Source organism: Streptomyces sp. NPDC101227 (assembly GCF_044767545.1).
Lineage (GTDB): Bacteria > Actinomycetota > Actinomycetes > Streptomycetales > Streptomycetaceae > Streptomyces.
In genome coordinates this window covers 796,525-821,905 of record NZ_JBIWOD010000001.1, presented here as the reverse complement: position 1 = coordinate 821,905, position 25,381 = coordinate 796,525, and the positions used below count along the sequence as shown (strand labels likewise).

The window sequence follows — 25,381 nt, the reverse complement described above, 5'->3', positions numbered from 1 at the left end:
GCGAAAGGTCTGTATTTCCCATGGCACAAATGGAAGCCGCCCTCACCGATGCGATGGCGAGCATTGAGGGCGCCATCGGCGTCGCCCTTGTCGACTACACCAGCGGAATGGCGCTCGCCACGCTCGGCGACAACAATGCGCTGGACCTCAATGTCGCCGCGGCCGGCAATACCGATGTGGTACGCGCCAAGCTGCGCACCATGGAAATGCTGGAACTCCAGGGCGCCATCGAGGACATGCTCATCACGCTGACCGCGCAGTACCACCTGATCCGTCCGGTGACGGGAAAGAACGGCGCCGGGCTCTTCCTCTATCTGGTACTGGACCGCAAGCGCGCCAATCTTGCGCTGGCGCGCCATCGCCTCGCCCGGCTAGAGGCCGAGCTGGAGGTGTGACCGCGCGGCCTCGTCCAGGAGGCGCCGCAGCCGCAGCGCGTCCGGGGCGACGGCCGTGACCAGGGCCGCGGGGCCGGCGAGCGGGGCGAGGACGCCCTGGCCGGTGCCGTCGGCCGCGTTCCCCAAGAGCTGTACGTCGACCGGCTTCTCGTCCCACTCGGGCCGGATCACGAGCAGTTGGCCGGTGGCGCGGTGACCGCCCAGCACGGCCGCGGTGTCCCAGCCGGGCACGCCCGGCCCGTAGGCCGTCTCCTGGTCCAGCAGGGTGCGGCCCGCGCGGCGGACCGTGAGGCGGCTGCGGAGCGTCCCGGGCCGTTCGCCGCTGCGGCCCAGGACCTGCTCTTCGCGCAGGACGAGGCGGGCGGTGGGGGCGAGTTCGACGGTGGTGGTCATCCGGAGATCACTGCTCTCGGCGGAGATCAGTGGTTCCGGGAGCCAGTCCAGCCGGGCGCCGTCGGCCACCGTCAGCCGCACGTCGAACGTGGCGTGTTCGCCGCCCCGCCCCGGCAGCGCGACGGTGGCCGCGGCGGCCGTGATGTGCAGGGCCGCGCCCTCCTCGGCCACCGCCTCGATGCCCAATCGGTCGCCGCCGAGCGGAGCGCTCATGGCACCGACGACACACACCCGGGCCTGATGGGCCCCCGAGCGGATCCGGCGCAGCGCGAACGGTCCGGCGCCGTCGAGGACCGGGAGGCGGGTGGTGCCTCCCCCGGCGTCGGCGCGGGCGACGATACGGGCGGTGGCCCGCAGGCCGGCCGCCGAGGGGCCGTCCTGCGGGCGGGCGGGTGCGGGGACGGCGAGGCTCATGCGGCGCCCGCGGTCCAGTGCGCCAGCTGGTGACGGACCCAGTCGGAGACGGGCCGGACGCCGTCCTCCGACTTCAGGGCGGTGAAGGCGACGGGGAGTTCACCGCGCTGCGCCTTGGCATCGCGGGCCATGCCCTCGAGGTCGACGCCCACGTACGGCGCGAGGTCGGTCTTGTTGATGACCAGGAGGTCGGAGTTGGTGACGCCGGGGCCGCCCTTACGGGGGATGTCGTCGCCGCCCGCGACGTCGATGACGAAGATCTGGGCGTCGACCAGGCCCTTGGAGAAGGTGGCGGTGAGGTTGTCGCCGCCGGATTCGACGAGCACCAGGTCCAGTGGGCCGACCGCGTCCTCCAGGTCCTCCACCGCCTCCAGGTTGGCGGAGATGTCGTCGCGGATGGCGGTGTGCGGGCAGGCGCCGGTCTCGACGGCCGCGATGCGCTCGGGGGGCAGCACGGCCTCGCGGAGCAGGAATTCGGCGTCCTCGCGGGTGTAGATGTCGTTGGTGACGACAGCGATGGACAGCTCGTCGCGCAGCGCACGGCACAGCGCGGCGACGGTGGCGGTCTTGCCGGTGCCGACCGGGCCGCCGAGGCCGATGCGCAGGGCACGCCGCCGCCCGTCGGTCCGCACGGGGTCGGCCGCACTGTAGGTGTGGCGTTCGGGGAAGGTGTCCTTGTGGTCGAGGTGCACGAGGGACTCCGGTGGTTCAGGAGCCGCAGGGGTGCGGCTCGGTGGTCGGGGGAGGTGGGCGCGGGTCAGGACGCGAAGAGCCGTACCGGCCAGGCGGCGTGCTGTTCGGCAGTGATGTCGAGCAGCGGCGCGGAGGCGGCGGGCAGCGCGTCGACTCCCTCGGTGGCGACCCGGGCCGCCGCCTCGGCGCCCCGCTGCGCGACCCGGTCGAGGTCGGCGGCGAGGCGGGCGAGGACGGCGGTGGCGTCGAAGGGGTCCAGGCTCAGCAGCCGGACGGCGGCGGTGGCCGGGCCGCTGATGTTCTCGTACGCGACGGCGTAGGCGGCGTCGAGCGGGTCCAGGCCCGCGGACCGGGCGGCGAGGCCGAGGACGACGGGCTGGTGGGCGCCGCGCGGGCGCGCCGCGGCGAGCGCGTCGAGTTCGGGGCCGGGCCAGGTGGCGCGGGCGGCCCGCATCATCTGCCGGCCGAGCCGCCGGGCGACCTGGCGCAGCGCCGGTACGGGCGTACGGGCGTCGGCGGCGTCGTCCATGAGGAGCGGGTCGCAGCCGGCCGCGGCCGCGGCGGCGAGCCCGGCGGCGACCAGCCCGGCGGTGTGCAGCCGGCCCCGGCAGAAGCTCTCCAGGGTGGCGGCGTCCTTGATGCGTCCCGCCGCGACTGCCGGTTCGGCGCCGCCCGAGTGGGCGTGCCCGCCGGCGGGGAACCGGCCGTCGGCGAGGACGAGCAGCGCCGCGCGGCTCATCGGTGGTGCTCCGGGATGCTCATCAGGACCGTTCAGAAGAGGAAGTACCGCTGGGCCATGGGGAGTTCGGTGGCGGGGTGGGGTTCGACCACCTCGCCGTCGATGGTCACCGTGAAGGTGTCGGGATCGACCTGGACACGGGGCAGCGCGTCGTTGTTGCGCATGTCTGCCTTGGTGACGCCGCGGGTGGAGCGGATGGCCTCGTACGCCTTGGCCAGCGGGAGGCGCTCGGGGAGATCGTCCTCGAGGGCCTGCTGGGAGACGAAGTTGACGGAGTTGCTGCCGGGGGCCCTGCCGGTGGCGCCGAACATCGGGCGGGGCAGGATCGGCTGCGGGGTGGGGATGGACGCGTTGGCGTCGCCCATCTGCGCATAGGCGATCTGGCCGCCCTTGATGACCAGCTGCGGCTTGACGCCGAAGAACGCCGGGTCCCACAGGACGAGGTCGGCGAGCTTGCCGTCCTCGACCGAGCCGACGACGTGGTCGATGCCCTGGGCGATGGCCGCGTTGATGGTGTACTTCGCGACATAGCGGCGGGCGCGGTGGTTGTCGGCGCTGCCGTCCCCGAGGAGGCTGCCCCGGCGCCGCTTCATGACGTGCGCGGTCTGCCACGTACGCATCACGACCTCGCCGATGCGGCCCATGGCCTGGGCGTCGGACGACATGATCGAGATGGCGCCGAGGTCGTGCAGGATGTCCTCGGCGGCGATGGTGGAGGGCCGGATCCGGGACTCGGCGAAGGCGAGGTCCTCGGGGACGGCGGGGTTGAGGTGGTGGCAGACCATCAGCATGTCGAGGTGTTCCTCGACGGTGTTGACGGTGTGCGGCCGCGTGGGGTTGGTGGACGCGGGCAGCACATTCGGCTCGGAGACCATCGCGATCATGTCGGGGGCGTGGCCGCCACCGGCGCCTTCGACGTGGAACGCGTGGATCGAGCGGCCGGCGATGGCGGCGAGGGTGTCGCCGAGGAATCCGGCCTCGTTGAGGGTGTCGGTGTGGATCGCGAGCTGGGCGCCGCTCTCCTCGCAGACGCGCAGACAGGCGTCGAGGACGGCGGGCGTGGCGCCCCAGTCCTCGTGGATCTTGAAGCCGAGGATGCCGGCCCGCAGCTGGTCGCGCATCGAGGCGAGGGAGGTGGTGTTGCCCTTGCCGAGCAGTCCGACGTTGACGGGGAGGGAGTCCATCGACTCGAACATCCGGGCAACGTGCCAGGCGCCGGGCGTGATGGTGGTGGCCTTGCTGCCCTCGGCGGGTCCGGTGCCGCCGCCGACGAGGGTGGTGACGCCGGAGGCCAGCGCCTCGTCCACCTGCTGGGGGCAGATGAAGTGGACGTGGGTGTCGATGGCGCCGGCGGTGAGGATCTTGCCGTTGCCCGCGATGATCTCGGTCTCGGGGCCGATGACGAGGTCGGGGTGGACGCCGTCCATGGTGTCGGGGTTGCCGGCCTTGCCGAGCGCGGTGATCTTTCCGTCCCGTATGCCGACGTCGGCCTTGACGATGCCCCAGTGGTCGAGGACGACGGCGCCGGTGATCACGGTGTCGGGGGTGCCCTCGGCGCGGGTGGCGCGCGACTGGCCCATGGACTCGCGGATCACCTTGCCGCCGCCGAAAACGGCCTCGTCGCCGGCCCGGCCGGGCCCGCCGGAGCGGTCCTCGGTGATCTCGATGACCAGGTCGGTGTCGGCGAGCCTGAGACGGTCGCCGGCGGTGGGGCCGAAGAGATCGGCGTACGCCTGGCGGGTCAGCTCAGCCATCGAGGGTGCCTCCGGTCTCGCCGCGCAGCCCGGCGACGATCCGCTTGCCCCCGATGGGGACGAGTTCGATCTCGGTGGGGATGCCCGGTTCAAAGCGGACGGCGGAGCCGGCCGCGACGTTCAGCCGCATGCCGTGCGCGGCCGCGCGGTCGAAGTCGAGGCCGGGATTGGCCTCGGCGAAGTGGTAGTGGGAACCGACCTGGACGGGGCGGTCGGCGGCGTTGAGGACGGTCATGCGCGTGAGGGGGAGGCCTTCGTTGAGGCGCACCGGCTCGTCGGCGTAGAGGATCTGTCCCGGGATCATCGTCTGCTCTCCCGTGGTCAGTTGATGGGTTCGTGAACGGTGACGAGTTTGGTGCCGTCGGGGAAGGTGGCCTCGACCTGGACGTCGTGGATCATTTCGGGCACGCCCTCCATGACCTCGTCGCGGGTGAGCACCTTGCGCCCGGAGGACATCAGCTCGGCGACCGTACGGCCGTCACGGGCGCCCTCGAGGATGTGCACGGTGAGCAGCGCGATGGATTCCGGGTGGTTGAGCTTCAACCCCCTCGACCGTCGCTTTTCGGCCACGTCTGCCGCCACATGAATCATCAAGCGTTCTTGTTCATGCGGGGTCAGTTGCATACCTTCCACCTCACAGTCTTCCCGCCTGGACGCATTTGCCCAGGTCACAGGCGTGGACACACCTGTGACCTTAGATGTACCACGCAGTAATTAAAGGCGGAGCAAACCGACTTCCAGCACTTGACCATCAAGGGCCTCAGACCGGGAGGCTAGTTCGGCGGGATTTCGGCGGCGTTACACGCGGCGTCACGTTCGCGCCGATTCTCCTGGCGCGAGGTAACACACCGGAAATGCCGCCCGTCACGGCGCCCCAACCGGATTCCCGGCACCGCCCGCGCACCCCGCACCCCCCGACCGAGGGGCGCCGAGGGGCGGTCAGGGGTGGCGAATTCCGTACCCCGAAAGCGTCACCCGACGCCACTGGGCCGGTGGGGCACGCCGCCCCTAATGGCCATCAACTCCCCTAAAGCGGACGCATTCCGCTCCCCGAACACGACTGTCCGGTATCCGCTCTTGACGGTTCGGCGGGTGATCGCGATCCTCATGTGCGCGTCAAAACGCTCCGCATCATCCCCCCACACCAGGAGCCATACTGTGACCCGTTCACGAATACGCCGGGCCGCGCTGGCCACGGGCGCCGCCACCGCTCTCGCCGCCACGCTCTTCACCGCGGCCGGTGCCTACGCCGACCCCGCGCCGACCGCCGCCCCGGACATCGACGTCAAGGCCGTCAAGGCCGATCTGGACCAGCTCCAGTCGATCGCCGACGCCAACGGCGGCAACCGCGCCCACGGCCAGCCCGGCTACAAGGCGTCCATCGACTTCGTCAAGGGCAAGCTGGACCAGGCCGGATTCACCACCCAGGTCCAGGAGTTCGACAACAACGGCGCCAAGGGCTACAACCTCATCGCCGACTGGAAGGGCGGCGACGAGGGCAAGACCGTGATGGCCGGCGCCCACCTGGACTCGGTCGACGCGGGCCCCGGCATCAACGACAACGGCTCCGGTTCGGCCGGCATCCTCGAGGTCGCCCTCGCCGTCGCCAAGTCGGACCTCAAGCCCACCAAGCACCTGCGGTTCGCCTGGTTCGGCGACGAAGAGGACGGCATGGTCGGCTCGCAGGCCTACGTCGACAAGCTCGGCGCCGACAAGTCGAAGATCGACTCGTATCTGAACTTCGACATGATCGGTTCGCCGAACCCGGGCTACTTCGTCTACGACGACGACACCCGCCTGGAGAAGGTCTTCAAGGACTTCTTCGCGACCAAGAAGATCGCCACCGAGAAGGAGACCGAGGGCGACGGCCGCTCCGACCACGCCTCCTTCAAGGACGCGGGCATCCCGGTCGGCGGTCTCTTCTCGGGCGCCGACTACATCAAGACCGAGGAGCAGGCGAAGAACTGGGGCGGCGAGGCGGGCAAGGCGTTCGACGCCTGCTACCACCAGTCCTGCGACACGTCGAAGAACCTCGACGAGAAGGCGCTGGACAACAACAGCGACGCCATCGCCCACGCCATCTGGGAGCTCAGCTCCTGAGCCACCCGTTCCCCCGTACGGTCAGCGTCGGCTGAACCGTCACTTCTCCCGACCCGGTCGCCGATCCCCGGCGGCCGGGTCGCGGTGTTCTGCCGCGATACCGAAGCGCCGTCGTTCGCCCGGAGCGGACGGCAGGTGCCGCACGGAGGAGACCGTGCTGATCACCTGCTCCTCCTCGGCGCCCTCCTCACGCCGCCCCAGCTCTTCGAGTAGCTGCAGGTCAGCGGCGGACACCAGCGCCACCAGGGGCTTTCCGTGGCGGGTGACGACCACGCGCTCACTGCCGTAGACGACGCGGTTGATCAGATCCGCGAGCTCGGCCCGGGCTTGCGTCACCGGAATTTCGTAGGCCATGCTGCCATTCTAACGGGATGTACATCCTGTACATTTTTTACAGAGAAGCAGAAGGAGCAGTCATGCTGCGACCGACGGCCCGCTATGTCCTGCCGGAGTTCACCGAGCGCACCACCGACGGCGTGCGCACCCTGGACCCGTACTCCAAGCTGCTGAGCGAGCGCATCATCTTCCTGGGCACCACGGTCGACGACACCTCCGCCAACGACGTGATGGCGCAGCTCATCCACCTGGAACACGCCGCTCCGGACCAGGACATCTCGCTCTACATCAACTCCCCCGGCGGCTCCTTCACCGCGATGACCGCGATCTACGACACGATGCGGTTCGTCTCCTGCGACATCGCGACGGTGTGCCTGGGGCAGGCCGCCTCCGCGGCCGCGGTGCTGCTGGCCGCCGGCACGCCGGGCAAGCGGATGGCCCTGCCGAGCGCCCGCATCCTCATCCACCAGCCGTCACTGCCCGAGCCGATCGAGGGCCAGGCCTCCGATCTGCAGATCCAGGCGACGGAACTGCTGCGCACCCGCGACAAACTGGAGGAGCTGCTGGCCCTGCACACCGGACAGCCGCGCGAACTGATCGCCAGGGACATCGAGCGCGACAAGATCTTCGACGCCCACGGCGCCCAGGAGTACGGCCTGATCGACGGCCTCACCCGCGGCCGCAAGCAGCCGGCCGCCCAGCTCGGCGCGCGGTGAACTCAGGTGCTGCCACCGGAGCTGCCGCCGCTGCCCGCGCTGACCCGGGCCGAGGGTGAAGTGATCGACCGGTACTTGGAGGTACTGGACCTGTTGGGCCGGATCAATCCGGCGCGCGGAAACGGCACTTACAGCGGCCTGCGCGCGGCTCAGGCACTGGTCGGCAAGGCGGCCGGACTGCGCGACGCGCTGGCGCTGATGCATCAGCGCGGCGAGAGCGAGCTGCATTCCGGGACGCTGACGCGGGCGCTGCGGGTCCTGGACGGCGAACGCCGGGCCCGGCTGGTCGCGGTACCGCCGCAGCCCGAGCCGTGATCCGACACGCGCCCGGCCGAGGAGCCCGTACGGCGTAACAGACGCGCTCGTTACAGGGAGTCGACGATTTGCAGAGCGCACCCGGTTGTCACGCGGCAGTTGACGCGTCACCCCTGGTCCCGGGCTCACCCTCCGCCGACTCCACCTCGTGAAAACCGACATAAGTCACCATTCGGTGTAAATGTGACCAATGTCACGCAGCGCATTTCTTACCGGATTTCGGGCGGTGGCGGCGTGAAGATCCCTCCACGACAAGGCCCCGCCACCGCGACGGGGCGGTCCGGGCGGACGCCTAATCCTGCCGCCGTCCGGATGTCAGGTCGACGCGGTTGGATCGGCAGGAGCGGAGGACCCGAGCACGACGGGGCCCCGGCACTCGTGGCCGAGGGCTCCTTGGGGTGAAGCCGTACGCACGGCCGGGCACTCTTCGCCTGCCCGAACCCGACAGGTCCCCCTTCGCAGGCGGCTGACGAAGGGTTGCGCATGAGCATGCGTGGACATCTGCCGCATCTGCTGGCACGCGCCGGCACCGTTTCCGCCCTCACGATGGTCACGATCACGGGCACCACTGTGGCGCCAGGAGCGACCGCCGACGCCGAGGCGGCCGCCGTCTCCTCGAAGGCCCTGCGGATCGCCGCCTCGAAGCGGGGCTCCCCCTACCAGTGGGGCGCCCAAGGCCCACACCGCTTCGACTGTTCGGGGCTGACTAGGTACTCGTTCAAGCACGCGGGCAAGGCGCTGCCACGGACCGCGGCCGCGCAGTACAACGACACCAGCCATGTCACCCGAGCGGCGCGCAGAAGCGGCGATCTGGTCTTCTTCCATGGCGGCCGCGGCGTGTACCACGTCGGCATCTACGCGGGCAGCGGCCGGATCTGGCATGCGCCGAAGGAGGGAGCGGTGGTCCGGCTGGAGAGGATCTGGAGCTCCGCCGTCTGGTACGGGCGGGTGGGCTGACCTGCGGCGATCGGCAGGTCACGGTCAATTGTCAGTGGCCTTGGGTACGTTGGCGAAGTGACCGGCGAACTGAGCGAGCCATTGATGGCGGCGGCGTGCGGGAGCTTCCCGCCCGCCGCCGGTCCGGTAACCGCGCCGCCCGCGCCGGGGGCTCACGCCGGCCCCGGCGGCTCAGGTGAGGACCAGCTCGGCGAGCAGAATGCCGCCCAGGGCGGTCAGCAGCGCTCCCGTGGTGGCCTCCAGGGCGCGGGACACCCGCGGACGGCGCAGCCAGGCGCCGAGCCGGTCGACGAGCAGCGCCACGGCGGGAAACCACACCGCCGCCATGCCGACGACGATGGCCGCCAGCAGCAGGGTCCGGGGCAGCGCGGGCTGCCCCGCCGGGACGAACTGCGGCAGCAGGCTGAGGAAGAGAACGGGGGCCTTGGGGTTGAGCGCATTGGTGAAGAAGCCCTGGCGCAGATATGGCGCGGTGCCGGGGCCGGCCGTCGGGTGCGGACCGGGGGCCCCGCCCTGCGCGCCGGCCGCCTGCCGGTCGGCCGCAGGGCGGCGGGCGACCGCGATCAGTGCACGGGCGCCGAGATACAACAGATAGGCACCGCCCAGGAGTTGGACGGTCTCGAACAGCGCGGGCACGGCCACCAGCACCGCCGCCAGCCCGGCCACCGCCAGCGCGGTGTGCACGAGCAGTCCGCCCGCGACCCCGAAGGCGGTCGCCACCCCCGCCCGGCGCGAGGCGAGTGCGTTGCGCACCACGACCGCGAAGTCCGCGCCCGGCATGGCGACCATGCCCGCGGCGATGCCGGTGAAAGCCATCAGATGTCCGTCCATGACAGCAGCATCGCCCGTCGGAGCCTTTAATAGGTATTGGCAATCTCCTGGGTCAGCCTGAAGAGGTTCTTAAGGGAGGCGGGTCTCTGTGTACGACCCCACGCGGCTGGCCGCCCTGGTGGCCGTGGCGGAGGCCGGCTCGATCACCCGGGCCGCCGAGCGGCTCGGCTACACCGCGCCCGCGCTCTCCCAGCAGCTCACCAAGCTGGAGCGGGAGACGGGGACGGCGCTGCTGGTGCGCCACCACCGCGGCGCCCGGCTGACGGCGGCCGGTGAGCTGCTGCTCGTACGGGCCCGGCGGGTGCTGGACGAGCTGGACCTGGCGCGGCACGAGCTGTCCCGGCTGGCGGGGCTGTCGGGCGGCCGGCTGCGGGTGGGCACGTTCGAGACGGCCGGTACGCATCTGCTGCCGCCCGCGCTGAGCGCGTTCCGGCGGGCCCACCCGGATGTGGAGCTGAGCGTGACGGAGTTCGTACCACCTCAGGAGATGACGGCGGTGGCGCTCGGCGAGGTGGATCTGGCGCTGACGCATGAGTATGTGCCGGGCGAGGCGGTGCCGGTGCCGGACGGGGTGCGGCTGGCGCCGCTGCTGACCGAGGAGCTGGTGCTGGTCACGGCCCCCGGGCATGCGCTGTCGGCGGGCAGCGGGCGGCTGGCGCTGTCGGAGCTGGCCGGGCAGCCGCTGGTCAGCATGGCGCCGGCCAATCCCAACCGGCGCGCGGTGGAGGCGGCGCTGGCGGCCGCGGGGGCGAGCGTGGCCGTGCGCTGCGAGTCACCGGGCTACGGGGTGGTGTGTGCCCTGGTGAGCGCCGGCCTCGGGGTGGCGGTGGTGCCGCAGATGATGGCGACCGGTTCGGTGACCCCGCTGGGCATCCGCCCGCTGGATCCGCCCGAGCTGCACCGCACGATCTCCGTTGCCTACCGCGCGGGCGGCGGCACCCCGGCCGCGGACACCCTGCGGGCCCTGCTGCACGGCGCGTTCACCCGCAAGTCCGGGGCGCCATGACGGGTGACGCGCCCCTGCGGCGCGTCAGCGGACGCCGACCGTCCACGGCATCGCGATGCTGACGGTCTTCCCGCCGCACGCGGTGGGCACGACGCTCAGCCGGCCGCCGGATTCCGCCGCGAGCGAGCGGATGATGACCATGCCGCGTCCGTTGTCCTGCTGGACGGCGGCGGGCAGCCGCCGCGGCCGGCGCGGGTGGCTGTCGGTGACGCCGATCCGCAGCAGCTGCGCGCGGTCGAGGCGGAGGGCGACGGTGAAGGTCGGGGACTGGCCGAAGGTGTGCTGGACGGCGTTGGTGGCGAGCTCGGAGACGATCAGGCGGACGGCGTCGGCGTACTCCGTGTCGGCGGGCAGGCCCCATGCGGCGAGCACCTCGAGCACATGCCTGCGGGCGAGGGATACCGAGGCCGGGGCGCTCGGCAGGGTGAGTGAGGATTCCTGGTGGTCTGCCATCGTGACGCCGTCCCTTTCCCGCCGGGGCCGTGGCGGATGTCCGCCGGGGCCCCGGGCCGGTGCTGTGCGCGCCAGAGTGTCACCCTTGCCGACGGTGTTGCGGCCGATCCACCGAGATGTGCGGATATATGTCGCCCAATGCGGTGAACTCTGCGACACAAGACGGCATTTGGGCTGCCAGAGAGGCTCAGGTCGGCGGTGCGGTCGCGGTGATCACGGCCACCGCCGTGTCGACCTGCTCGCTCGTCAGGTCCGCCCGGGCGGTGAGCCGCAGCCGGGAGATCCCGTCCGGAACGGACGGTGGCCGGAAACAGCCGACCGCGAGTCCCGCCTCCCGGCAATCGGCCGCCCAGCGGACCGCCTTTTCCGGAGAGGGGGCCCGTACGGAAACCACGGCGGCATCCGGCCGTACGGCCACCAGACCGGCCGCGGTGAGCCGGGCGTGCAGCTCCCGGGCCACCCCGCGGACCCGGGTGGCGCGCTCCGGTTCGCGGTGCAGCAGCCGCAGCGCCGCGAGCGCGCCACCGGCCGCCGCCGGGGCCAGCCCGGTGTCGAAGATGAACGAGCGGGCGGTGTTGACCAGATGCTCGATGACCCGCGCCGGGCCGAGCACGGCGCCACCCTGGGAGCCGAGCGATTTGGAGAGCGTCACGGTGGTCACCACATCGGCGTCCCCGGCCAGTCCGGCGGCCGCCATCGCGCCGCGGCCCCCCTCGCCCAGGATGCCCAGGCCGTGCGCGTCATCGACGACGAGGGCCGCGCCGTGTGCCCGGCAGGCGGCGGTGAGGGCGGTCAGCGGCGCGGCGTCACCGTCGACCGAGAACACCGAGTCGGTGACGGCGAGCGCCCGGCCGTCGTGGCCGCCGAGCGCTTCGCGTACGGCCTCCGGGTCGGCGTGCGGGACGACCGCCGTACGGGCCCGCGAGAGGCGGCAGCCGTCGATCAGGGAGGCGTGGTTGCCCGCGTCCGAGACGACGAGGGTGCCCTGGGCGGTGAGTGCGGTGATGGCCGCGAGGTTGGCGGCGTAGCCGGAGGACAGGACGAGGGCCGCCTCGAAGCCGCAGAACGCGGCGAGTTCGGCCTCCAGCCGGGCGTGCAGTTCGGTGCTGCCGGTGACCAGCCGGGATCCGGTGGCGCCGGCGCCCCACTGGCGGGCGGCCCGGGCCGCGCCATCGGTGACCTCGGGGTGCCGGGCGAGTCCCAGGTAGTCGTTGCCGGCGAGGTCCAGCAGCGGGGAGTCGGCGGGCCGCGGGCGCAGCGTACGGACCAGCCCGGCCCGCCGGCGTTCGGCGCGCGCCTCGTCGATCCAGTCGAAGGCCGCGCCCCGCGTCCGCCGGGAGGGCTCGGCGGGCGTCGCGGGCGAGGCGTCGCGGAGCGGCGACGGGGCGGAGTCCTGAAGCATCGGCGTCCTTCGTCTGGCGGCCTCGTCCATCGGCCTCGATTGTGGGCTGTCGATAGACGTTAGCGGTCGTTCCGCACGGCCACGGTGTGGCGATACACACACCCCGAACACGCCGTGTTGTGGGAATCCTCCTTGGCCGGGGGCGGTGGCGTACGTCAGGATCAACGCCATGGACCTGTTGAACACGCTGGTGGACAAGGGACTGCGGCGCGAGTTGCCGACCCGCGAAGAGGCGCTCGCCGTGCTGGCGACGTCCGATGACGAACTGCTCGATGTCGTGGCCGCGGCCGGAAAGGTACGCCGCCAGTGGTTCGGGCGGCGGGTCAAGCTCAACTATCTCGTCAACCTCAAGTCCGGTCTGTGCCCTGAGGACTGCTCATACTGCTCCCAGCGGCTGGGGTCGAAGGCCGAGATCCTCAAGTACACCTGGCTCAAGCCCGATGACGCCTCCAAGGCGGCCGCCGCCGGGGTGGCCGGCGGCGCCAAGCGGGTCTGCCTGGTGGCCAGTGGCCGCGGGCCCACCGACAAGGACGTGGACCGCGTCTCGGACACCATCTCCGCCATCAAGGAGCAGAACGAGGGCGTCGAGGTGTGCGCCTGTCTCGGCCTGCTCTCCGACGGCCAGGCCGAACGTCTGCGCACGGCGGGCGCCGATGCGTACAACCACAACCTCAATACCTCAGAAGCCACTTACGGCGACATCTGCACCACACACGACTTCTCCGACCGGGTCTCCACGGTCCAGCAGGCCCAGGCGGCGGGCATGTCCGCCTGCTCGGGACTGATCGCCGGAATGGGCGAAAGCGACGCAGACCTGGTCGATGTGGTCTTCGCGCTGCGCGAGCTGGACCCGGACTCCGTCCCGGTGAACTTCCTGATCCCCTTCGAGGGCACCCCCCTCGCCAAGGAATGGAACCTCACGCCGCAGCGCGCGCTGCGCATCCTGGCAATGGTCCGGTTCGTCTGCCCGGACGTGGAGGTACGGCTCGCCGGTGGCCGCGAGGTGCATCTGCGCAGCATGCAGCCGCTCGCCCTGCACCTGGTCAACTCCATCTTCCTCGGCGACTACCTGACCAGCGAGGGCCAGGCCGGCAAGGACGACCTGGCGATGATCGCGGACGCCGGGTTCGAGGTCGAGGGCACGGACACCACGACGCTGCCGGAGCACCGTACGGACGCGGAGCAGGGCACGGACGCCGTACCCGAGCCGGCCGCCGAGGTCGCCGCCGCCACGGTCGCCGCGCCCCCCTCCGACGAGACCCGCCGGGACCTGGTCTCGGTGCGCCGCCGCGGCGCCGGTACCGACCTTCCGCCCAATGCCTGAGCCGGCCCTCACCCCTGGGGAACTCCTCTCACTCGACCGGCAGCACGTCTGGCATCCGTACGGGCCGATGCCCGGCCGCGCCGAGCCGCTGCTGGTCGAGTCGGCGTCGGGCGTACGGCTGCGGCTCGCCCGGCCCGTCGAGGGGCGGGACGAGCTGGTGGACGGCATGTCGTCCTGGTGGTCGGCGGTCCACGGCTACAACCACCCCGTGCTCAACGACGCCGCGCGCGGCCAGCTGGAGCGGATGAGTCATGTGATGTTCGGCGGGCTCACCCACGAGCCCGCCGTACGCCTGGCGAAACGTCTGGTCGACATCACCCCCGAGCCGCTCCAGCACGTCTTCCTCGCCGACTCCGGCTCGGTGTCGGTCGAGGTCGCCGTCAAGATGTGCCTCCAGTACTGGCGCTCGGTCGGAAAGCCGCGCAAACAGCGGCTGCTGACCTGGCGGGGCGGCTATCACGGCGACACCTGGCAACCGATGTCCGTCTGCGACCCCGAGGGCGGGATGCACGAGCTGTGGCAGGGGGTGCTGCCGCGGCAGATCTTCGCGGACGCACCGCCGGCCGGCTTCGACGCCGCGCCCGACCCGGCGTACGCGGCGCATCTGCGCGAGCTGATCGCCCGCCACGCCGAGGAACTCGCGGCGGTGATCGTGGAGCCGGTGGTGCAGGGCGCGGGCGGCATGTCCTTCCACTCCCCCGAGTGGCTCCGGGTATTGCGCGAGGCCTGCGACGCCCACGGCGTCCTCCTCGTCCTCGACGAGATCGCCACCGGCTTCGGCCGTACGGGTGCCCTCTTCGCCGCCGAACACGCCGGCATCTCGCCGGACGTCATGTGCCTCGGCAAGGCCCTGACCGGCGGCTATCTGACGCTCGCGGCGACGCTGTGCACTTCGGAGGTCGCCGACGGCATCTCCCAGGGCGAACTTCCCGTCCTGGCCCATGGCCCCACCTTCATGGGCAATCCGCTCGCCGCCGCCGTCGCCGATGCCTCCATCGACCTTCTCCTGTCCCAGGACTGGGCGCGGGAGGTCAAACGGATCGAGGCGGGGCTGCGGAACGGCCTGGCGGCGGCCGAGGACGTCGCCGGGGTGCGGGAGGTACGCGTCCTGGGCGCGATCGGCGTCGTCCAGCTCGACCATGCGGTGGACATGGCGGCCGCGACCCGGGCGGCGGTCCGCGAGGGCGTCTGGCTGCGGCCGTTCCGGGACCTGATCTACACCATGCCGCCGTACATCACGGGTGACGACGATGTGGCGCGCATCTGCGCCGCGGTGTGCGCCGCGGCGCGCGAGGGCTGACGGCGACGAGCCGCAGGGGCGAGCGGCCGCGAGGCCGAAGGAGAGAGGCAAAGAAATGTCGGTGCTGTTCGTAACGGGCACAGGCACGGAGATCGGCAAGACCGTGACCACGGCCGCGATCGCCGCGGCGGCGCTCGCCGAGGGCCGTTCGGTGGCGGTGCTCAAGCCCGCCCAGACGGGGGTCACCGCGGACGAGATGGGCGATGCGGCGGAGGTCGCGCGGCTGGCGGGCGCGGTCACCACGGCCGAACTCGCCCGCTACCCGGACCCGTTGGCGCCCGCCACGGCCGCGCAGCGGGCCGGCCGGCCGCCGGTCCTCCCCCACGAGATCGCCGACGCCACCGCCAAACTGGCCGCCTCGCACGACCTGGTGCTGGTCGAGGGCGCCGGCGGTCTCCTCGTCCGCTTCGACGCCGACGGCAACACCCTCGCCGACGCTGCCCGCCTGGCAAAGGCCCCCGTCCTGGTGGTCGCCCAGGCGGGCCTCGGCACCCTCAACACCACCGCCCTGACCGCCCTGGCCCTGCGCGCGTACGGCCTCCACTGCCCCGGCGTCGTCATCGGCAACTGGCCCGCCGAGCCCGACCTCGCCTCCCGCTGCAACCTCGCCGACCTCCCCGCGGCGGCGGAAGCGCCGCTGCTGGGCCTGATCCCGGAGGGCTCCGGCGCCCTGCCTCCCAGCGCCTTCCGCACCGCGGCGCGGCAGTGGCTGGCGCCCGAACTCTGGGGTGCGGGGCCGCTGCGCCTTCCGTCGTAGCGTCGCCGGCGACGTGAACAACGGCGCCGGGCAAGGGTGCTGAACCAAGGCACTGAACAGAGGCATGGAAACAACGGCGCTGGACAAAGGTGCTCAACAAAGATCCCGCCCGCGGCAGACTGGCCGCATGACCTCATCGGGCCCCAAGGCCGACCTTCGCTCGTACCTTCAGTCCGCCCGTGATGCCCTGCTGTGGAAGCTCGAAGGGCTCTCCGAGTACGACGTCCGCCGCCCGCTGACGCCGACCGGCACCAACCTCCTGGGCCTGGTGAAACACGTGGCCGGCGTGGAGCTGGGTTACCTCGGCGACACCTTCGGACGGCCGTCCGGCGAGCCGTTGCCCTGGCTCGAGGACGGTGCCGAGTCCAACGCGGACATGTGGGCCACCGCCGCCGAGTCACGCCGGCACATCGTGGAGCTCTACCGCCGGGCCTGGGCACACGCGGACGCGACGATCGACGCGCTGCCGCTGGACACGCTCGGCAGAGTGCCGTGGTGGCCGAGCGGCAGGGACGAGATGACGTTGCATCACGCCGTGCTGCGCGTGATCGCCGATACCCAGCGGCACGCGGGGCACGCCGACATCCTCCGGGAACTCTTGGACGGTGCCGTCGGGATGAACAAGGGCAAGGACAGCATGGCGCCGGGCGACTCGGCGTGGTGGGAGAACCATCGAGGCCGCCTGGAGCGTGCGGCTCGGGAAGCCGACCGGGACGCATGACGTCGGAGGGGCCGGAGAGACCGGAGAGACCGGAGGGATCAGAGGGAGGGGACGACGCCCGCGTCCCCACGTCCTGACGCCCCCGCGTCCTGGCGTCCCGCATCCCCCGTATCGGCTGATCCGGTCGCCACAGTTCCCAGAGCCGGACTGAGGTCGGATCATGGGAGGAGGCGGAGACGGGACGGCGGCTGGCGGTGTGCCGGCCTCGGCCGGTTCAGCGGCGAAAGGGGCCCATGATGTTCCAGCGCAGAGGCATCCCTCGGGCCACCGTGCACCACCCGGTCTTCGCCCGGCTGTATGCACGCTGCTGCGGGCCGGCCGCCGACCAGCGGCTGGGGTTGGCAGCGCTGCGGGACGAGTTGCTGGTCGGGGCCACCGGGCGGGTGATCGAGGTCGGTGCGGGCAGCGGGCTGAACTTCGCGCACTATCCGGGGAGGGTCTCGGAGGTGGTGGCGATCGAGCCGGAGGCCACGTTGCGGGCGGCGGCCCGGACGGCCGCGGCGCAGGCGGAGGTGCCGGTGGATCTGGTGCCGGGGGTCGCGGAGGCGCTGCCGGTCAAGAGCGAGGCGTTCGATGTCGCGGTGGCGTCGCTGGTGCTGTGTTCCGTACGGGATGTGCGGCGGGCGCTGGCCGAGCTGCGGCGCGTACTGCGGCCCGGCGCCGAGCTGCGGTTCCTCGAGCACGGCCGGGCGCCGGAGCGGGGGCCGGCGGCGGTGCAGTGGGCGTTGGACCGTACGGTCTGGCCCTTGCTGATGGGCGGCTGTCACACCTGGCGGGATCCGCTCGGGGAGATCCGGGCGGCCGGGTTCGAGGTGGTGCGCGTACGGCGGTTGAAGGTGCCGGAGCGGGGGCCGACGCTGCCGTCGTCCCCCATGGTGCTGGGGACGGCGCGGCGGCCCATCGACTGAGCGGCGGTGCGTCGGCCGAGGCCGGGCGTTCACGCCGCCCAGGTGCGCAGTACGTCGGCGATGGCGCGGACGTCCGCGGTGCCTTGCTTGACGAGGCGGGCGAGTTCGCGGACCTGCTCGGGTGAGGTGGCGATCTTCAGGCCGCTGGCGACGAGATAGCCGTAGGCGACGGCGGTCGCGAACATCGCGTTCGAGCGTTCCAACGCCGGTACCTGGAGGAGGAGTTGGAGCAGGGCCGCGGCGCGGTCCTGGGGATCTGTGTAGACGGGGACACCGAATATCTCCGCCTCGTGACGGCTGACGGCGGCTACCAGGGCGCCCCAGTCGGTGACTTCGGGGTCTCCGGGGGTGTGCCGTTCGGCGATCAGGAGCAGCCAGGCGAGGTCGATGCGCAGGGTGATGTCGGCTCCTGGTGGTGTCTCGTGGGACTCGTAGCGGTCCGCGCCGCGCCGTGGCGGGTGCCTGCCGGACACGCCCTAGGCGTCCGGCTGCCCTTCCCTGTCCGGTGGCGCCGTGTGGCCGGCGGCCGTGCCGGGCTCGGGGGCGAATTCCTCGGTGAAGACCCGTTCGTACTGCTTCATGAAGTCGGCGGCGGCCTCGACGAAGGTCTGGCCGACCTCTCCGGCGTCCCGGAGGACGAGTTCCTCGATATAGCGGTTCACACTCACTCCCCGCTGCAGGGCGCGCTCCCGCGCCGCGTCGGCGGTGGCCTCGTCCACTCGGACGTTCAACTGTGTCTTCGCCACGGTTTCAAGCTAGCGCGCAGACGCTAGCACCGGCAAGCATCCGCCTCCGGACCGCCGGCATCCGGGTCGTCGGCGTCCCCTGCCGGCCGGTCGTCGGCCGTCCCCGGCCAGCCGCGCAGCCCGCGCAGTACGTCCAGGAACGCCCGCTCCGCCGGTGACAGCAGCCGGTCCCTGCGGCGTATGAGGCTGATGGGGCGTGGCTGTGGGGCCGGGGCGGCGGGCAGGACGGTGAGGGTTTGGGCGCGTATCTCGTCGACGACGGCGTGCTCGGAGATCAGGGCCAGACCCATGCCTGCCGCCACGCACTGCTTCACCGCCTCCGGGCCCCAGATGTCGGCGCGCGGCGCGTCGGCCAGGCCCCAGTCGGCCAGTACCTGTTCCTGCAGTTCGCGCGTCTGGGAGCCGGGTTCGCGCAGCAGGAAGCGGGCGCCGGTGAGGTCGTCGGGGCCGATGCCGGGGTGGCGGGCGAGGGGGTGGCCGGGGGCCGCGATCAGGACGAGGCGCTCCTCCAGTACGGACTCGACGACGAAGCGGTCGCCGTGCGGGGTCCCGGCCACGACGGCCACGCCGATGCCGCCGCCCAGCAGCCGCTCCTGGACCGCCTCGTAGTTGCCGACGAAGACATCGCAGTCGATGCCGGGGTGCCGGCGCTGGTAGCGGGCGAGGAGGGCAGGCAGCAGATACGTCCCGACGGTGGTCGAGCCGCCGATGAGGAGCCGTCCGGTCACCAGCCCGCCGACCTGCTGGACGGCGGCGACCGCCTCCTCCGCGAGCAGAAAGACCCGCTTGCCGTACGCGGCCAGGACCTCGCCCTCGGCGGTGGGCCGGGCGCGGGTGCCGGAGCGGTCGATCAGCGTGACCCGGAGCGACTGCTCCAGCCTGCGGACCTGGTTGGAGACGGAGGGCTGGCTCATATAGAGCTTGTGGGCCGCGGCGGAGAAGCCCTGGTGCTCAACGACCTGCATGAAGATCCACAGTCGGTGGAGGTTGAGTTCCATGGCCCTCCCTCGGTGCCGGCGCCCGGCATCCGGGCGGTCCATGATCGACAGCGCGGCGAGCCTAGCCCGGTACGCCGTTCCTGGACAGGGGTCGGACCCGAACGCCGGGATGCGCCCCGGAGGGCGAAGGGCTATGGCCGGTATAGCGATTTCGGTGGTTCTGCCGCGCTCGCGGCCGGTGCTACCCATGAGGGGCGGGGCGGATCCGACCGCCCGGCCGACTTCGATCTCAGGGGTGGATCCGTACATGAAGCATGCCGGTGCCGAGCAGCTGCGGGTGAACGGACGTGACTACGCCTGGCCGGCCCGGCCGGTCGTCGTGGTGTGCATCGACGGCAGTGAGGACGCGTATCACGAACGGGCCGTCGCGGACGGGCGGATGCCGTTCCTGGAAGGAATGCTGCGGCGTGGCAGCGATCTGCGCGCGGACTGCACGATGCCGTCCTTCACCAATCCCAACAACCTCTCGATCGCGACGGGTGCGCCGCCGTCCGTGCACGGGATCTGCGGCAATTACTTCTACGACCCGGACACGGACAGCGAGGTGATGATGAACGACCCGGCGCTGCTGCGCGCCCCGACGCTGTTCGCCGCGTTTTCGCAGCGCGGCGCCCGGGTCGCGGTGATCACCGCCAAGGACAAGCTGCGGCGGCTGCTGGGGCACGGTCTGCGGAACGGGATCTGCTTCTCGGCGGAGAAGGCGGACCGGGTGACGGAGGCCGAGCACGGCATCGGCAAGGTCCTGGAGCGGGTCGGGATGGACCTGCCGTCCGTCTACAGCGCCGAGCTGAGCGAACTCGTCCTGGCCGCGGGCGTGGACGTGCTGGAGCGGGACCGTCCGGAGCTGATGTATCTGTCGCTGACGGACTACATCCAGCACAAGCACGCCCCGGGCTCGCCGGTCGCCAATGACTTCTACGCCATGCTGGACCGCTACTTCGCGCGGATCGATGCGCTGGGCGCCGTTCTGGTGGTCACCGCCGACCACGGCATGAACGCCAAGAGCGACGGAGCGGGCGAGGCCCAAGTGGTGTATCTCCAGGACCTGTTGGACCGCGAACTGGGCGAGGGGAGGGCGCGGGTGGTGCTGCCGATCACCGACCCGTACACGGTCCATCACGGGGCGCTCGGCTCGTATGCGACGGTGCATCTGCCGGCCGCGGTCGATGCGGCGGGCATCGAGGCGCTGGTCGCCGGTCTCGGTGCGGTGGCGGGCATGGCGGCGGTGCTGACCCGCGCCGAGGCCTGTGCGCGCTTCGAGCTGCCCGGGGACCGGATCGGCGAGCTGGTCGTCATCGCCGAGCGGAACACCGTGCTGGGCACCACGCCCGCCCGGCACGACATCTCCGGCTTCACCGAGCCGCTGCGCTCGCACGGCGGGCTGACCGAGCAGCGGGTGCCGTTCCTGGTCAACGCGCCGACCGGGCCGCTGCCCGAGGGGCACCGGCTGCGGAACTTCGACAGTTACTGGGTGGGGACGGCGCTGGCCGCGGACCGGCCGCTGACCGGCTGACCCGGCGCACCGCTCCACACCCGCCCCTCCCCGGCCCCGGCGTGCGCCGAGGTGCGCGCCGGGGCCCCGCCATGCCGCCACCCCCCTCAACTCCCCCGATTCCCCCGTCATGTGACGCCGAGGAGAGGACACCGCCATGGCCGGCCTCGCACCACAGCACGTCCCGCCCGACCCGCCCTCGCCGCCGGTCGGCGCCCGCGGCGCCCGTACGAGCGCGGCCCGCTGGCGCCGTCAGATCTTCGTGATCACCTGGATCGCCTACGCCGGGTTCTACTTCGTGCGGCAGGCGTTCTCCGTCGCCAAGCTGGGGATCCTGGACGATCCCACCGTCCACACCGTGCTCACCGAGCGGGTACTGGGGGTGATCGACGCGGTGTATCTCGCGGCGTACGCCGTGGGCCAGTTCCTGTGGGGCATGTGGGCCGACCGCTTCGGTCCGCGGGTGGTCGTGGCCGGCGGCATGGCGGGCGCGATCGTGGCGTCCTGTTTGACTCCTCCCCCTCGTAAACGAGGGGGATTCCTGGCTCACGTCGCCTGCGGCCCGGCGGGCGCGCAGGTCTTACACGATCAGCACCAGCCGGGTTGAAGACCGGCCCGGACCAGCATCACGCGGGCGGAGTTCTTGTCCCTGGGCCAGACGGCTCCGCACGCGGTGCAGGCATACGTCCTTTCGGAAAGAGGTAGTGCGTGCTTGGTTCTCGCTCCGCACTGCGCGCAGTCCATGGTGGTGTGCGCGGGGTGGACAAGGTGCACGATGCGACCGTGCTTTCGGGCCATCTCCACCAGCGCTCGCTTGGTCGCACCGATCGCGGCATCTGCCGCCTTGCGAGCCATCGTGGACTTCGTCAGGAACCTTGGGCGAAAGTCCTCCACCGCCAAAGCCTCGTGGTCGCGCACGACCTTCTTGGCCCACTTGCGGCCGGTGTCCTGCCGCTGCCGGGCCACCTTGGCGTGCAGCTTCGCGGTCTGCCGCTTCGCTTCGCGGTAGCCCTTCGATCCGGCCTGTCCCTTGGCCGGTCGGCGACGGGCCATCACGCGCTGATAGCGGGCGAGTCTCTGCGCGGCCGTGCGGCCGTGTTGCGGGTGGGGAAGGTCGTGGTCATCGGATGTGGTGGTGGCGGTCTCCTTGACGCCCCAGTCGATCCCGATCACACGGCCGGTCGCGGGCAGGTGCTCGGCCTGGGTCTGGACGACGAACGACGCCCACCAGTACCCGACCGCATCCCGATACACGCGAACCGACGACGGCGCCTTGGGCAACTCGCGCGACCACACCGGCCGCACGACGATCCCGCCGGCAAGATGCAGGTGGCCGTCCTTGAGGCGGAAACCGCGCTGGGTGTAGTTCAGACTCGGCGCGGCCTCGCGCTTCTTCTTGTACCGGGGCATCCCGGCCCGCTGCCGCATCGGCAACCGGGCCTTGATGTCCTTCAGCGCCTTGGCGCGGGACTTCGCGAAGTCGCGTATCAGCTGCTGCTGAGGAACAGACGCCCCTTCGCGCAGCCACAACGTCCGGGCGCGGGCCTCGGTCAGCATCTTGTCGAGCTGCGCCGGACCACACGTCACCTTCTCGCCGATCGCCCGACTGTGCTGGTGGACAGCCTTCGACTTCGCGACCGATTCGTTCCAGACCCAGCGGCAGCGGTCCCACTCGGCTTCGAGCGCGTCCCTGGCCGACGACGACAAGCGAAGGCGATAGGTGTACCGGGCGTGCCCGGCCCCCTCCGCCGCCTGCGCTTGCGTCGTCATACATCCGAACCTACCTGGGAGGACTGGCAGTTGAAATTTCCTGACCAAAGTGGACTACCTCGCCCCGTCGCGGCGCGGCGTATCGGCGGGCGCTGCGCAGCCGCGAGATCTGGCAGGAGATCAGCGCCAAGACGGGGTTGTGGGCGGCGCCGGCCGGCTCGCTGCATCTGGCGCACCGGCCCGACGAGCTGGCGGTGCTGGAGGAGTTCGTCGCGACGACGGAGCCGGCCCGCGAACGCGGCACGGCGATGATCACCGCGGCGGAGGCGGTACGGCGCGGTCCCGCGGTGCGTGAAGAGGGACTGCTCGGCGCGATGTGGAGCCCCACCGAGCTCAATGTCGATCCCCGGCGGGCGATTCCCGCGATCGCGCGGTATCTCGTCGAGGAGTACGGCGTGGAGGTCCGCTTCGGTACGACGGTGCGCGACGTGTCGGCCCCGGTGGTGTCCACCACCGCCGGTGAATGGCGTGCCGACCGGGTGCTGGTGTGCAGCGGCAATGACTTCGCGACGCTGTATCCGCAGGTCTTCGCGGAGAGCGGGCTGGTGCGCTGCAAGCTGCAGATGCTGCGCACGGGGGTGCAGCCGGGCGGCTGGCAGCTGGGGCCGATGCTGTGCGGCGGGCTGACGCTGCTGCACTACGCGGCGTTCGAGGACTGTACGGCGCGGGCGGCGCTGGATGCCCGGATGCGCGAGGAGCTGCCGTTCCACCGGGAGCACGGGATCCATGTGCTGCTGTCGGCGACCGCGGACGGCCGGCTGACGATCGGCGACAGCCACGACTATGCCGCCACCCATGACCCGTTCGCCGATGAGCGGATCAATGCGGCGATCCTCGGCTATCTCGGCGGCTTCGCGCGGCTGCCCGATACGCGGATCACCGAACGCTGGACGGGCTGCTATCCGTCGCTGCGGGACGGCCGTACGGAACTCGTCGTCGATCCGGAGCCGGGGGTGACGGTCGTCAACGGTGTGGGCGGCGCCGGGATGACGCTGTCGTTCGGGCTGGCGGAGGAGGTGCTGGCCACCCGCTGAGCGCCAAAGACGCCGGGCCGGTCACCCGCGGAGGCGTGACCGGCCCTCGGCATGTCGTAAGCCCTGGGCGGCCCGGCAGGCAACCGCCGGGCCGTCGGGTTCAGTAGCTGATGCAGGCCGAGTGCCAGGTGGTGTAGAAGTCCCAGACCTGCGGGGAGCATTCCGGCGGGCCGTACTGGGAGGCCTTGGCGCCGACGTGTGGGAGGTGTGCGTAGGCGCCCACGCCCGGCCGGTTGACGTGCAGCATGCCCGCCTCGAAGCGGTCGACGGCGTCGAAGGCGCGGGACTGGGAGGCGGTGAAGACGGTGCCGGACATCCCGTAACGGACGGAGTTGGCGATCCGCATGGCGTCGTCGAAGCCGTCCGCGTCCACCACGGCGAGGACCGGGCCGAAGATCTCTTCCTGGGCGAGTTCGCTGTCCCAGGGGACGTCGCGGATGACGGTCGGCCGGACATAGCAGCCCTCCGGCAGCCCTTGGTCGAGGGCGCGCTCGCCGCCGCACAGCACCTTGCCGCCGTCCCGCCGCGCCCCGGCGACGGCGTCCAGCGCGGCCGCCATCCGGGCGGTGTCGACGACCGGGCAGATCTGGGAGTCCGGGTCGTCACCGGGGCCGACCCGCAGCGCGGCGACCCGGTCGACCAGCCGGTCCAGGAACGCGTCCCGTACCCGGTGGTCGACGACGGCGCGGCTGGTGGCGCTGCAGCGCTGCCCCGCCTGCCCGAAGGCGCCGTGCACCACCGCGTCCACGGCCCGGTCGAGATCCGCGTCGTCCAGCACGATCAGCGCGTTCTTGCCGCCGAGTTCGAGCTGGGTGCGCAGCAGGCGGTGGGCGCCGCCGGTGTGGATGGCGGTGCCGACGGCGAGCGAGCCGGTGAAGCTGATGCCGGCCACGTCCGGGTGCGCGACCAGCGCCTCACCGGCCGCCGCATCGCCCTGGACGAGGTTCAGCACGCCGTCGGGCAGGCCCGCGCGGCGTGCCGCATCGACGAGCAGGGCCGCGGTGAGGGGCGTGAGCGGGGAGGGCTTGAGGACCACGGTGCAGCCGGACAGCAGCGCGGGGGCGACCTTCCATACGGGGATGGCGAGCGGGAAGTTCCAGGGCGAGACCAGTGCGACGACGCCGAGGGGGCGGCGGAAGGTGTAGGCGAAGGTGCGGTCCTCCTCGGCGGGCGCGGTGACGCCGCCCAGCAGCCGGGCCTGGCCGGCGGTGAAGTCGAGCACCGCGCGGGCGCGGGCGACCTCGCCGCGCGCCTCGCTCAGCAGCTTGCCCTGTTCACGGGTGATCGCCGCCGCGAACTCCTCGGCACGGTCGGCCAGTTGGTGTCCGATCTCGGTCAGGTACGCGGCCCGCCGGATCGGCCCGAGCGCCCGCCAGGCGGGGAGCGCGGCGGCCGCCGCATCGACGGCCCGGTCGGCGTCCACACCGCCGGACTCGGCGAACTCCCCCAGGTGGTCGTGGAGATCGGCCGGATTGACATTGGTCCGGGTCTGGCCCGACTCGGCCGGCGCCCACCGGCCGTCGATGAAGTTCAGCAGCTGGTGCGCCGCCACCGGGTGCCGCTGCGGTACATAGGCCATGGTCTGCCCCTCCGTCGGACGTCTCGGTCCCGGCCAGGCTCACCCACCGCAGGGCCTGAGACCATCCGCTGATTGCGAATGCGGGCGATAGCCGGGGCCTATCGGCGGCGGGAGGCGGCGGCCGCGGGCGCCACGGCCCCGGGCGCCGCCGGGAATGACCAAGTCGGCCACGCCGTCGGGACGACCGTGATTCTCTGGCCGTGACCGATCACGACCCATTCCCACCGCACGCGCTCTCAGGGGGTCCC

At 71.8% G+C, this 25,381-nt stretch carries 26 protein-coding genes, 3 pseudogenes and 1 riboswitch; of the genes and pseudogenes, 14 read left to right on the top strand and 15 right to left on the bottom strand.

From position 1 onward, the window contains the following. Window positions 1-20: 20 nt before the first annotated feature. Entirely contained in the window at window positions 21-395 is a 375-nt protein-coding gene (locus tag ACIRPT_RS03800; RefSeq protein WP_403821653.1) for a hypothetical protein, read from the top strand. Here the strand turns inward: ACIRPT_RS03800 and ACIRPT_RS03795 are convergent. The 6 genes from ACIRPT_RS03795 to ACIRPT_RS03770 all read right to left on the bottom strand — a co-directional run bounded on the left by ACIRPT_RS03795 (window position 372) and on the right by ACIRPT_RS03770 (window position 5,012). After that, a complete protein-coding gene (locus ACIRPT_RS03795) occupies window positions 372-1,202 on the bottom strand; it encodes an urease accessory protein UreD (RefSeq protein WP_403821650.1) in 831 nt (276 codons plus the stop codon). The genes ACIRPT_RS03800 and ACIRPT_RS03795 overlap by 24 nt on opposite strands. Further along, window positions 1,199-1,894: an urease accessory protein UreG gene (gene ureG / locus ACIRPT_RS03790; RefSeq protein WP_403821647.1), complete on the bottom strand. Its 696-nt coding sequence runs from the start codon at window positions 1,892-1,894 to the stop codon at window positions 1,199-1,201. The genes ACIRPT_RS03795 and ureG overlap by 4 nt, the downstream gene beginning before the upstream one ends. A 65-nt stretch (window positions 1,895-1,959) precedes the next feature. Beyond that, on the bottom strand, window positions 1,960-2,634 hold the full coding sequence (locus tag ACIRPT_RS03785; protein WP_403821644.1) for an urease accessory protein UreF: 675 nt from the start codon (window positions 2,632-2,634) through the stop codon (window positions 1,960-1,962). Window positions 2,635-2,666: 32 nt separating this feature from the next. Continuing rightward, a complete protein-coding gene (locus ACIRPT_RS03780; protein WP_403821641.1) occupies window positions 2,667-4,388 on the bottom strand; it encodes an urease subunit alpha in 1,722 nt (573 codons plus the stop codon). Continuing rightward, on the bottom strand, window positions 4,381-4,692 hold the full coding sequence (locus ACIRPT_RS03775; protein ID WP_403514569.1) for an urease subunit beta: 312 nt from the start codon (window positions 4,690-4,692) through the stop codon (window positions 4,381-4,383). The genes ACIRPT_RS03780 and ACIRPT_RS03775 overlap by 8 nt, the downstream gene beginning before the upstream one ends. A 17-nt stretch (window positions 4,693-4,709) precedes the next feature. Then, a complete protein-coding gene (locus ACIRPT_RS03770; protein ID WP_360957481.1) occupies window positions 4,710-5,012 on the bottom strand; it encodes an urease subunit gamma in 303 nt (100 codons plus the stop codon). A gap of 534 nt (window positions 5,013-5,546) precedes the next feature. Between ACIRPT_RS03770 and ACIRPT_RS03765 the strand changes: the two genes are divergently transcribed. Next, window positions 5,547-6,488: a M28 family metallopeptidase gene (locus ACIRPT_RS03765; protein ID WP_403514566.1), complete on the top strand. Its 942-nt coding sequence runs from the start codon at window positions 5,547-5,549 to the stop codon at window positions 6,486-6,488. A 39-nt stretch (window positions 6,489-6,527) separates the two neighbouring features. Here ACIRPT_RS03765 and ACIRPT_RS03760 read toward each other — a convergent pair whose 3' ends face one another. Continuing rightward, the gene (locus tag ACIRPT_RS03760; RefSeq protein WP_403514563.1) at window positions 6,528-6,842 is read right to left on the bottom strand and encodes a type II toxin-antitoxin system Phd/YefM family antitoxin; all 315 of its coding nucleotides are present in this window, start codon (window positions 6,840-6,842) and stop codon (window positions 6,528-6,530) included. A gap of 62 nt (window positions 6,843-6,904) precedes the next feature. Between ACIRPT_RS03760 and ACIRPT_RS03755 the strand changes: the two genes are divergently transcribed. The 3 genes from ACIRPT_RS03755 (at window position 6,905) to ACIRPT_RS03745 (ending at window position 8,812) form a co-directional block, all read left to right on the top strand. Next, a complete protein-coding gene (locus ACIRPT_RS03755; RefSeq protein WP_403821634.1) occupies window positions 6,905-7,540 on the top strand; it encodes an ATP-dependent Clp protease proteolytic subunit in 636 nt (211 codons plus the stop codon). Window positions 7,541-7,546: 6 nt separating this feature from the next. Beyond that, window positions 7,547-7,855 (top strand): hypothetical protein, encoded by a 309-nt coding sequence (locus ACIRPT_RS03750; RefSeq protein ID WP_403514557.1) that lies wholly within the window; start codon window positions 7,547-7,549, stop codon window positions 7,853-7,855. A gap of 279 nt (window positions 7,856-8,134) precedes the next feature. Continuing rightward, a riboswitch (cyclic di-AMP (ydaO/yuaA leader) is annotated at window positions 8,135-8,335 on the top strand. 3 nt (window positions 8,336-8,338) lie between these two features. Further along, a complete protein-coding gene (locus ACIRPT_RS03745; protein WP_403514554.1) occupies window positions 8,339-8,812 on the top strand; it encodes a C40 family peptidase in 474 nt (157 codons plus the stop codon). A 171-nt stretch (window positions 8,813-8,983) separates the two neighbouring features. On the opposite strand, the gene ACIRPT_RS03740 is transcribed toward ACIRPT_RS03745, so the two are convergent. After that, complete coding sequence (locus ACIRPT_RS03740) at window positions 8,984-9,643, bottom strand: LysE family translocator (RefSeq protein ID WP_403821630.1); 660 nt, start codon at window positions 9,641-9,643, stop codon at window positions 8,984-8,986. A gap of 88 nt (window positions 9,644-9,731) precedes the next feature. Here ACIRPT_RS03740 and ACIRPT_RS03735 point away from each other — a divergent pair, with 88 nt between their 5' ends. Further along, entirely contained in the window at window positions 9,732-10,649 is a 918-nt protein-coding gene (locus ACIRPT_RS03735; RefSeq protein WP_403821627.1) for a LysR family transcriptional regulator, read from the top strand. Window positions 10,650-10,673: 24 nt separating this feature from the next. Here ACIRPT_RS03735 and ACIRPT_RS03730 read toward each other — a convergent pair whose 3' ends face one another. Next, window positions 10,674-11,102: an ATP-binding protein gene (locus tag ACIRPT_RS03730; RefSeq protein ID WP_403514545.1), complete on the bottom strand. Its 429-nt coding sequence runs from the start codon at window positions 11,100-11,102 to the stop codon at window positions 10,674-10,676. Between the two features lie 187 nt (window positions 11,103-11,289). Then, a complete protein-coding gene (locus tag ACIRPT_RS03725) occupies window positions 11,290-12,534 on the bottom strand; it encodes an 8-amino-7-oxononanoate synthase (RefSeq protein ID WP_403821623.1) in 1,245 nt (414 codons plus the stop codon). A gap of 139 nt (window positions 12,535-12,673) precedes the next feature. On the opposite strand from ACIRPT_RS03725, the gene bioB reads away from it, so the two are divergent. The 5 genes from bioB to ACIRPT_RS03700 all read left to right on the top strand — a co-directional run bounded on the left by bioB (window position 12,674) and on the right by ACIRPT_RS03700 (window position 17,514). After that, entirely contained in the window at window positions 12,674-13,828 is a 1,155-nt protein-coding gene (gene bioB / locus ACIRPT_RS03720) for a biotin synthase BioB (protein WP_403821620.1), read from the top strand. Next, window positions 13,821-15,128, top strand: coding sequence for an adenosylmethionine--8-amino-7-oxononanoate transaminase (locus tag ACIRPT_RS03715; RefSeq protein ID WP_403821617.1), 1,308 nt, complete (start codon window positions 13,821-13,823; stop codon window positions 15,126-15,128). Before bioB ends, ACIRPT_RS03715 begins: the two co-directional genes overlap by 8 nt. Before the next feature lie 55 nt (window positions 15,129-15,183). Then, complete coding sequence (gene bioD / locus ACIRPT_RS03710) at window positions 15,184-15,885, top strand: dethiobiotin synthase (protein WP_403821614.1); 702 nt, start codon at window positions 15,184-15,186, stop codon at window positions 15,883-15,885. A 127-nt stretch (window positions 15,886-16,012) separates the two neighbouring features. Continuing rightward, window positions 16,013-16,606: a DinB family protein gene (locus ACIRPT_RS03705; RefSeq protein ID WP_403821611.1), complete on the top strand. Its 594-nt coding sequence runs from the start codon at window positions 16,013-16,015 to the stop codon at window positions 16,604-16,606. A 236-nt stretch (window positions 16,607-16,842) separates the two neighbouring features. After that, window positions 16,843-17,514 (top strand): class I SAM-dependent methyltransferase, encoded by a 672-nt coding sequence (locus ACIRPT_RS03700; protein WP_403821608.1) that lies wholly within the window; start codon window positions 16,843-16,845, stop codon window positions 17,512-17,514. 29 nt (window positions 17,515-17,543) lie between these two features. Here ACIRPT_RS03700 and ACIRPT_RS03695 read toward each other — a convergent pair whose 3' ends face one another. The 3 genes from ACIRPT_RS03695 to ACIRPT_RS03685 form a co-directional block, all read right to left on the bottom strand. Further along, window positions 17,544-17,915: a fic family toxin-antitoxin system, toxin component gene (locus ACIRPT_RS03695; protein ID WP_403821791.1), complete on the bottom strand. Its 372-nt coding sequence runs from the start codon at window positions 17,913-17,915 to the stop codon at window positions 17,544-17,546. Window positions 17,916-17,990: 75 nt separating this feature from the next. Continuing rightward, window positions 17,991-18,260 carry a hypothetical protein gene (locus ACIRPT_RS03690; RefSeq protein ID WP_403821605.1) on the bottom strand — a complete coding sequence of 90 codons (270 nt, stop codon included), beginning with the start codon at window positions 18,258-18,260 and terminating at the stop codon, window positions 17,991-17,993. A gap of 23 nt (window positions 18,261-18,283) precedes the next feature. Continuing rightward, window positions 18,284-19,258, bottom strand: coding sequence for a LysR family transcriptional regulator (locus tag ACIRPT_RS03685; protein ID WP_403821602.1), 975 nt, complete (start codon window positions 19,256-19,258; stop codon window positions 18,284-18,286). A gap of 247 nt (window positions 19,259-19,505) precedes the next feature. Here ACIRPT_RS03685 and phnA point away from each other — a divergent pair, with 247 nt between their 5' ends. Continuing rightward, window positions 19,506-20,771, top strand: a complete 1,266-nt coding sequence (gene phnA / locus ACIRPT_RS03680; RefSeq protein WP_403821599.1) for a phosphonoacetate hydrolase — start codon at window positions 19,506-19,508, stop codon at window positions 20,769-20,771. A gap of 136 nt (window positions 20,772-20,907) precedes the next feature. Further along, a pseudogene (locus ACIRPT_RS03675) lies at window positions 20,908-21,201 on the top strand (MFS transporter); the annotation flags it as partial. A 121-nt stretch (window positions 21,202-21,322) separates the two neighbouring features. Here the strand turns inward: ACIRPT_RS03675 and ACIRPT_RS03670 are convergent. Beyond that, window positions 21,323-22,520, bottom strand: a pseudogene (locus ACIRPT_RS03670) (RNA-guided endonuclease InsQ/TnpB family protein); the annotation flags it as partial. Window positions 22,521-22,582: 62 nt separating this feature from the next. Between ACIRPT_RS03670 and ACIRPT_RS03665 the strand changes: the two are divergent. Further along, a pseudogene (locus ACIRPT_RS03665) lies at window positions 22,583-23,554 on the top strand (TIGR03364 family FAD-dependent oxidoreductase); the annotation flags it as partial. 100 nt (window positions 23,555-23,654) lie between these two features. Here ACIRPT_RS03665 and ACIRPT_RS03660 read toward each other — a convergent pair. Then, entirely contained in the window at window positions 23,655-25,133 is a 1,479-nt protein-coding gene (locus ACIRPT_RS03660; protein WP_403821596.1) for an aldehyde dehydrogenase family protein, read from the bottom strand. Between the last annotated feature and the right edge of the window lie 248 nt (window positions 25,134-25,381).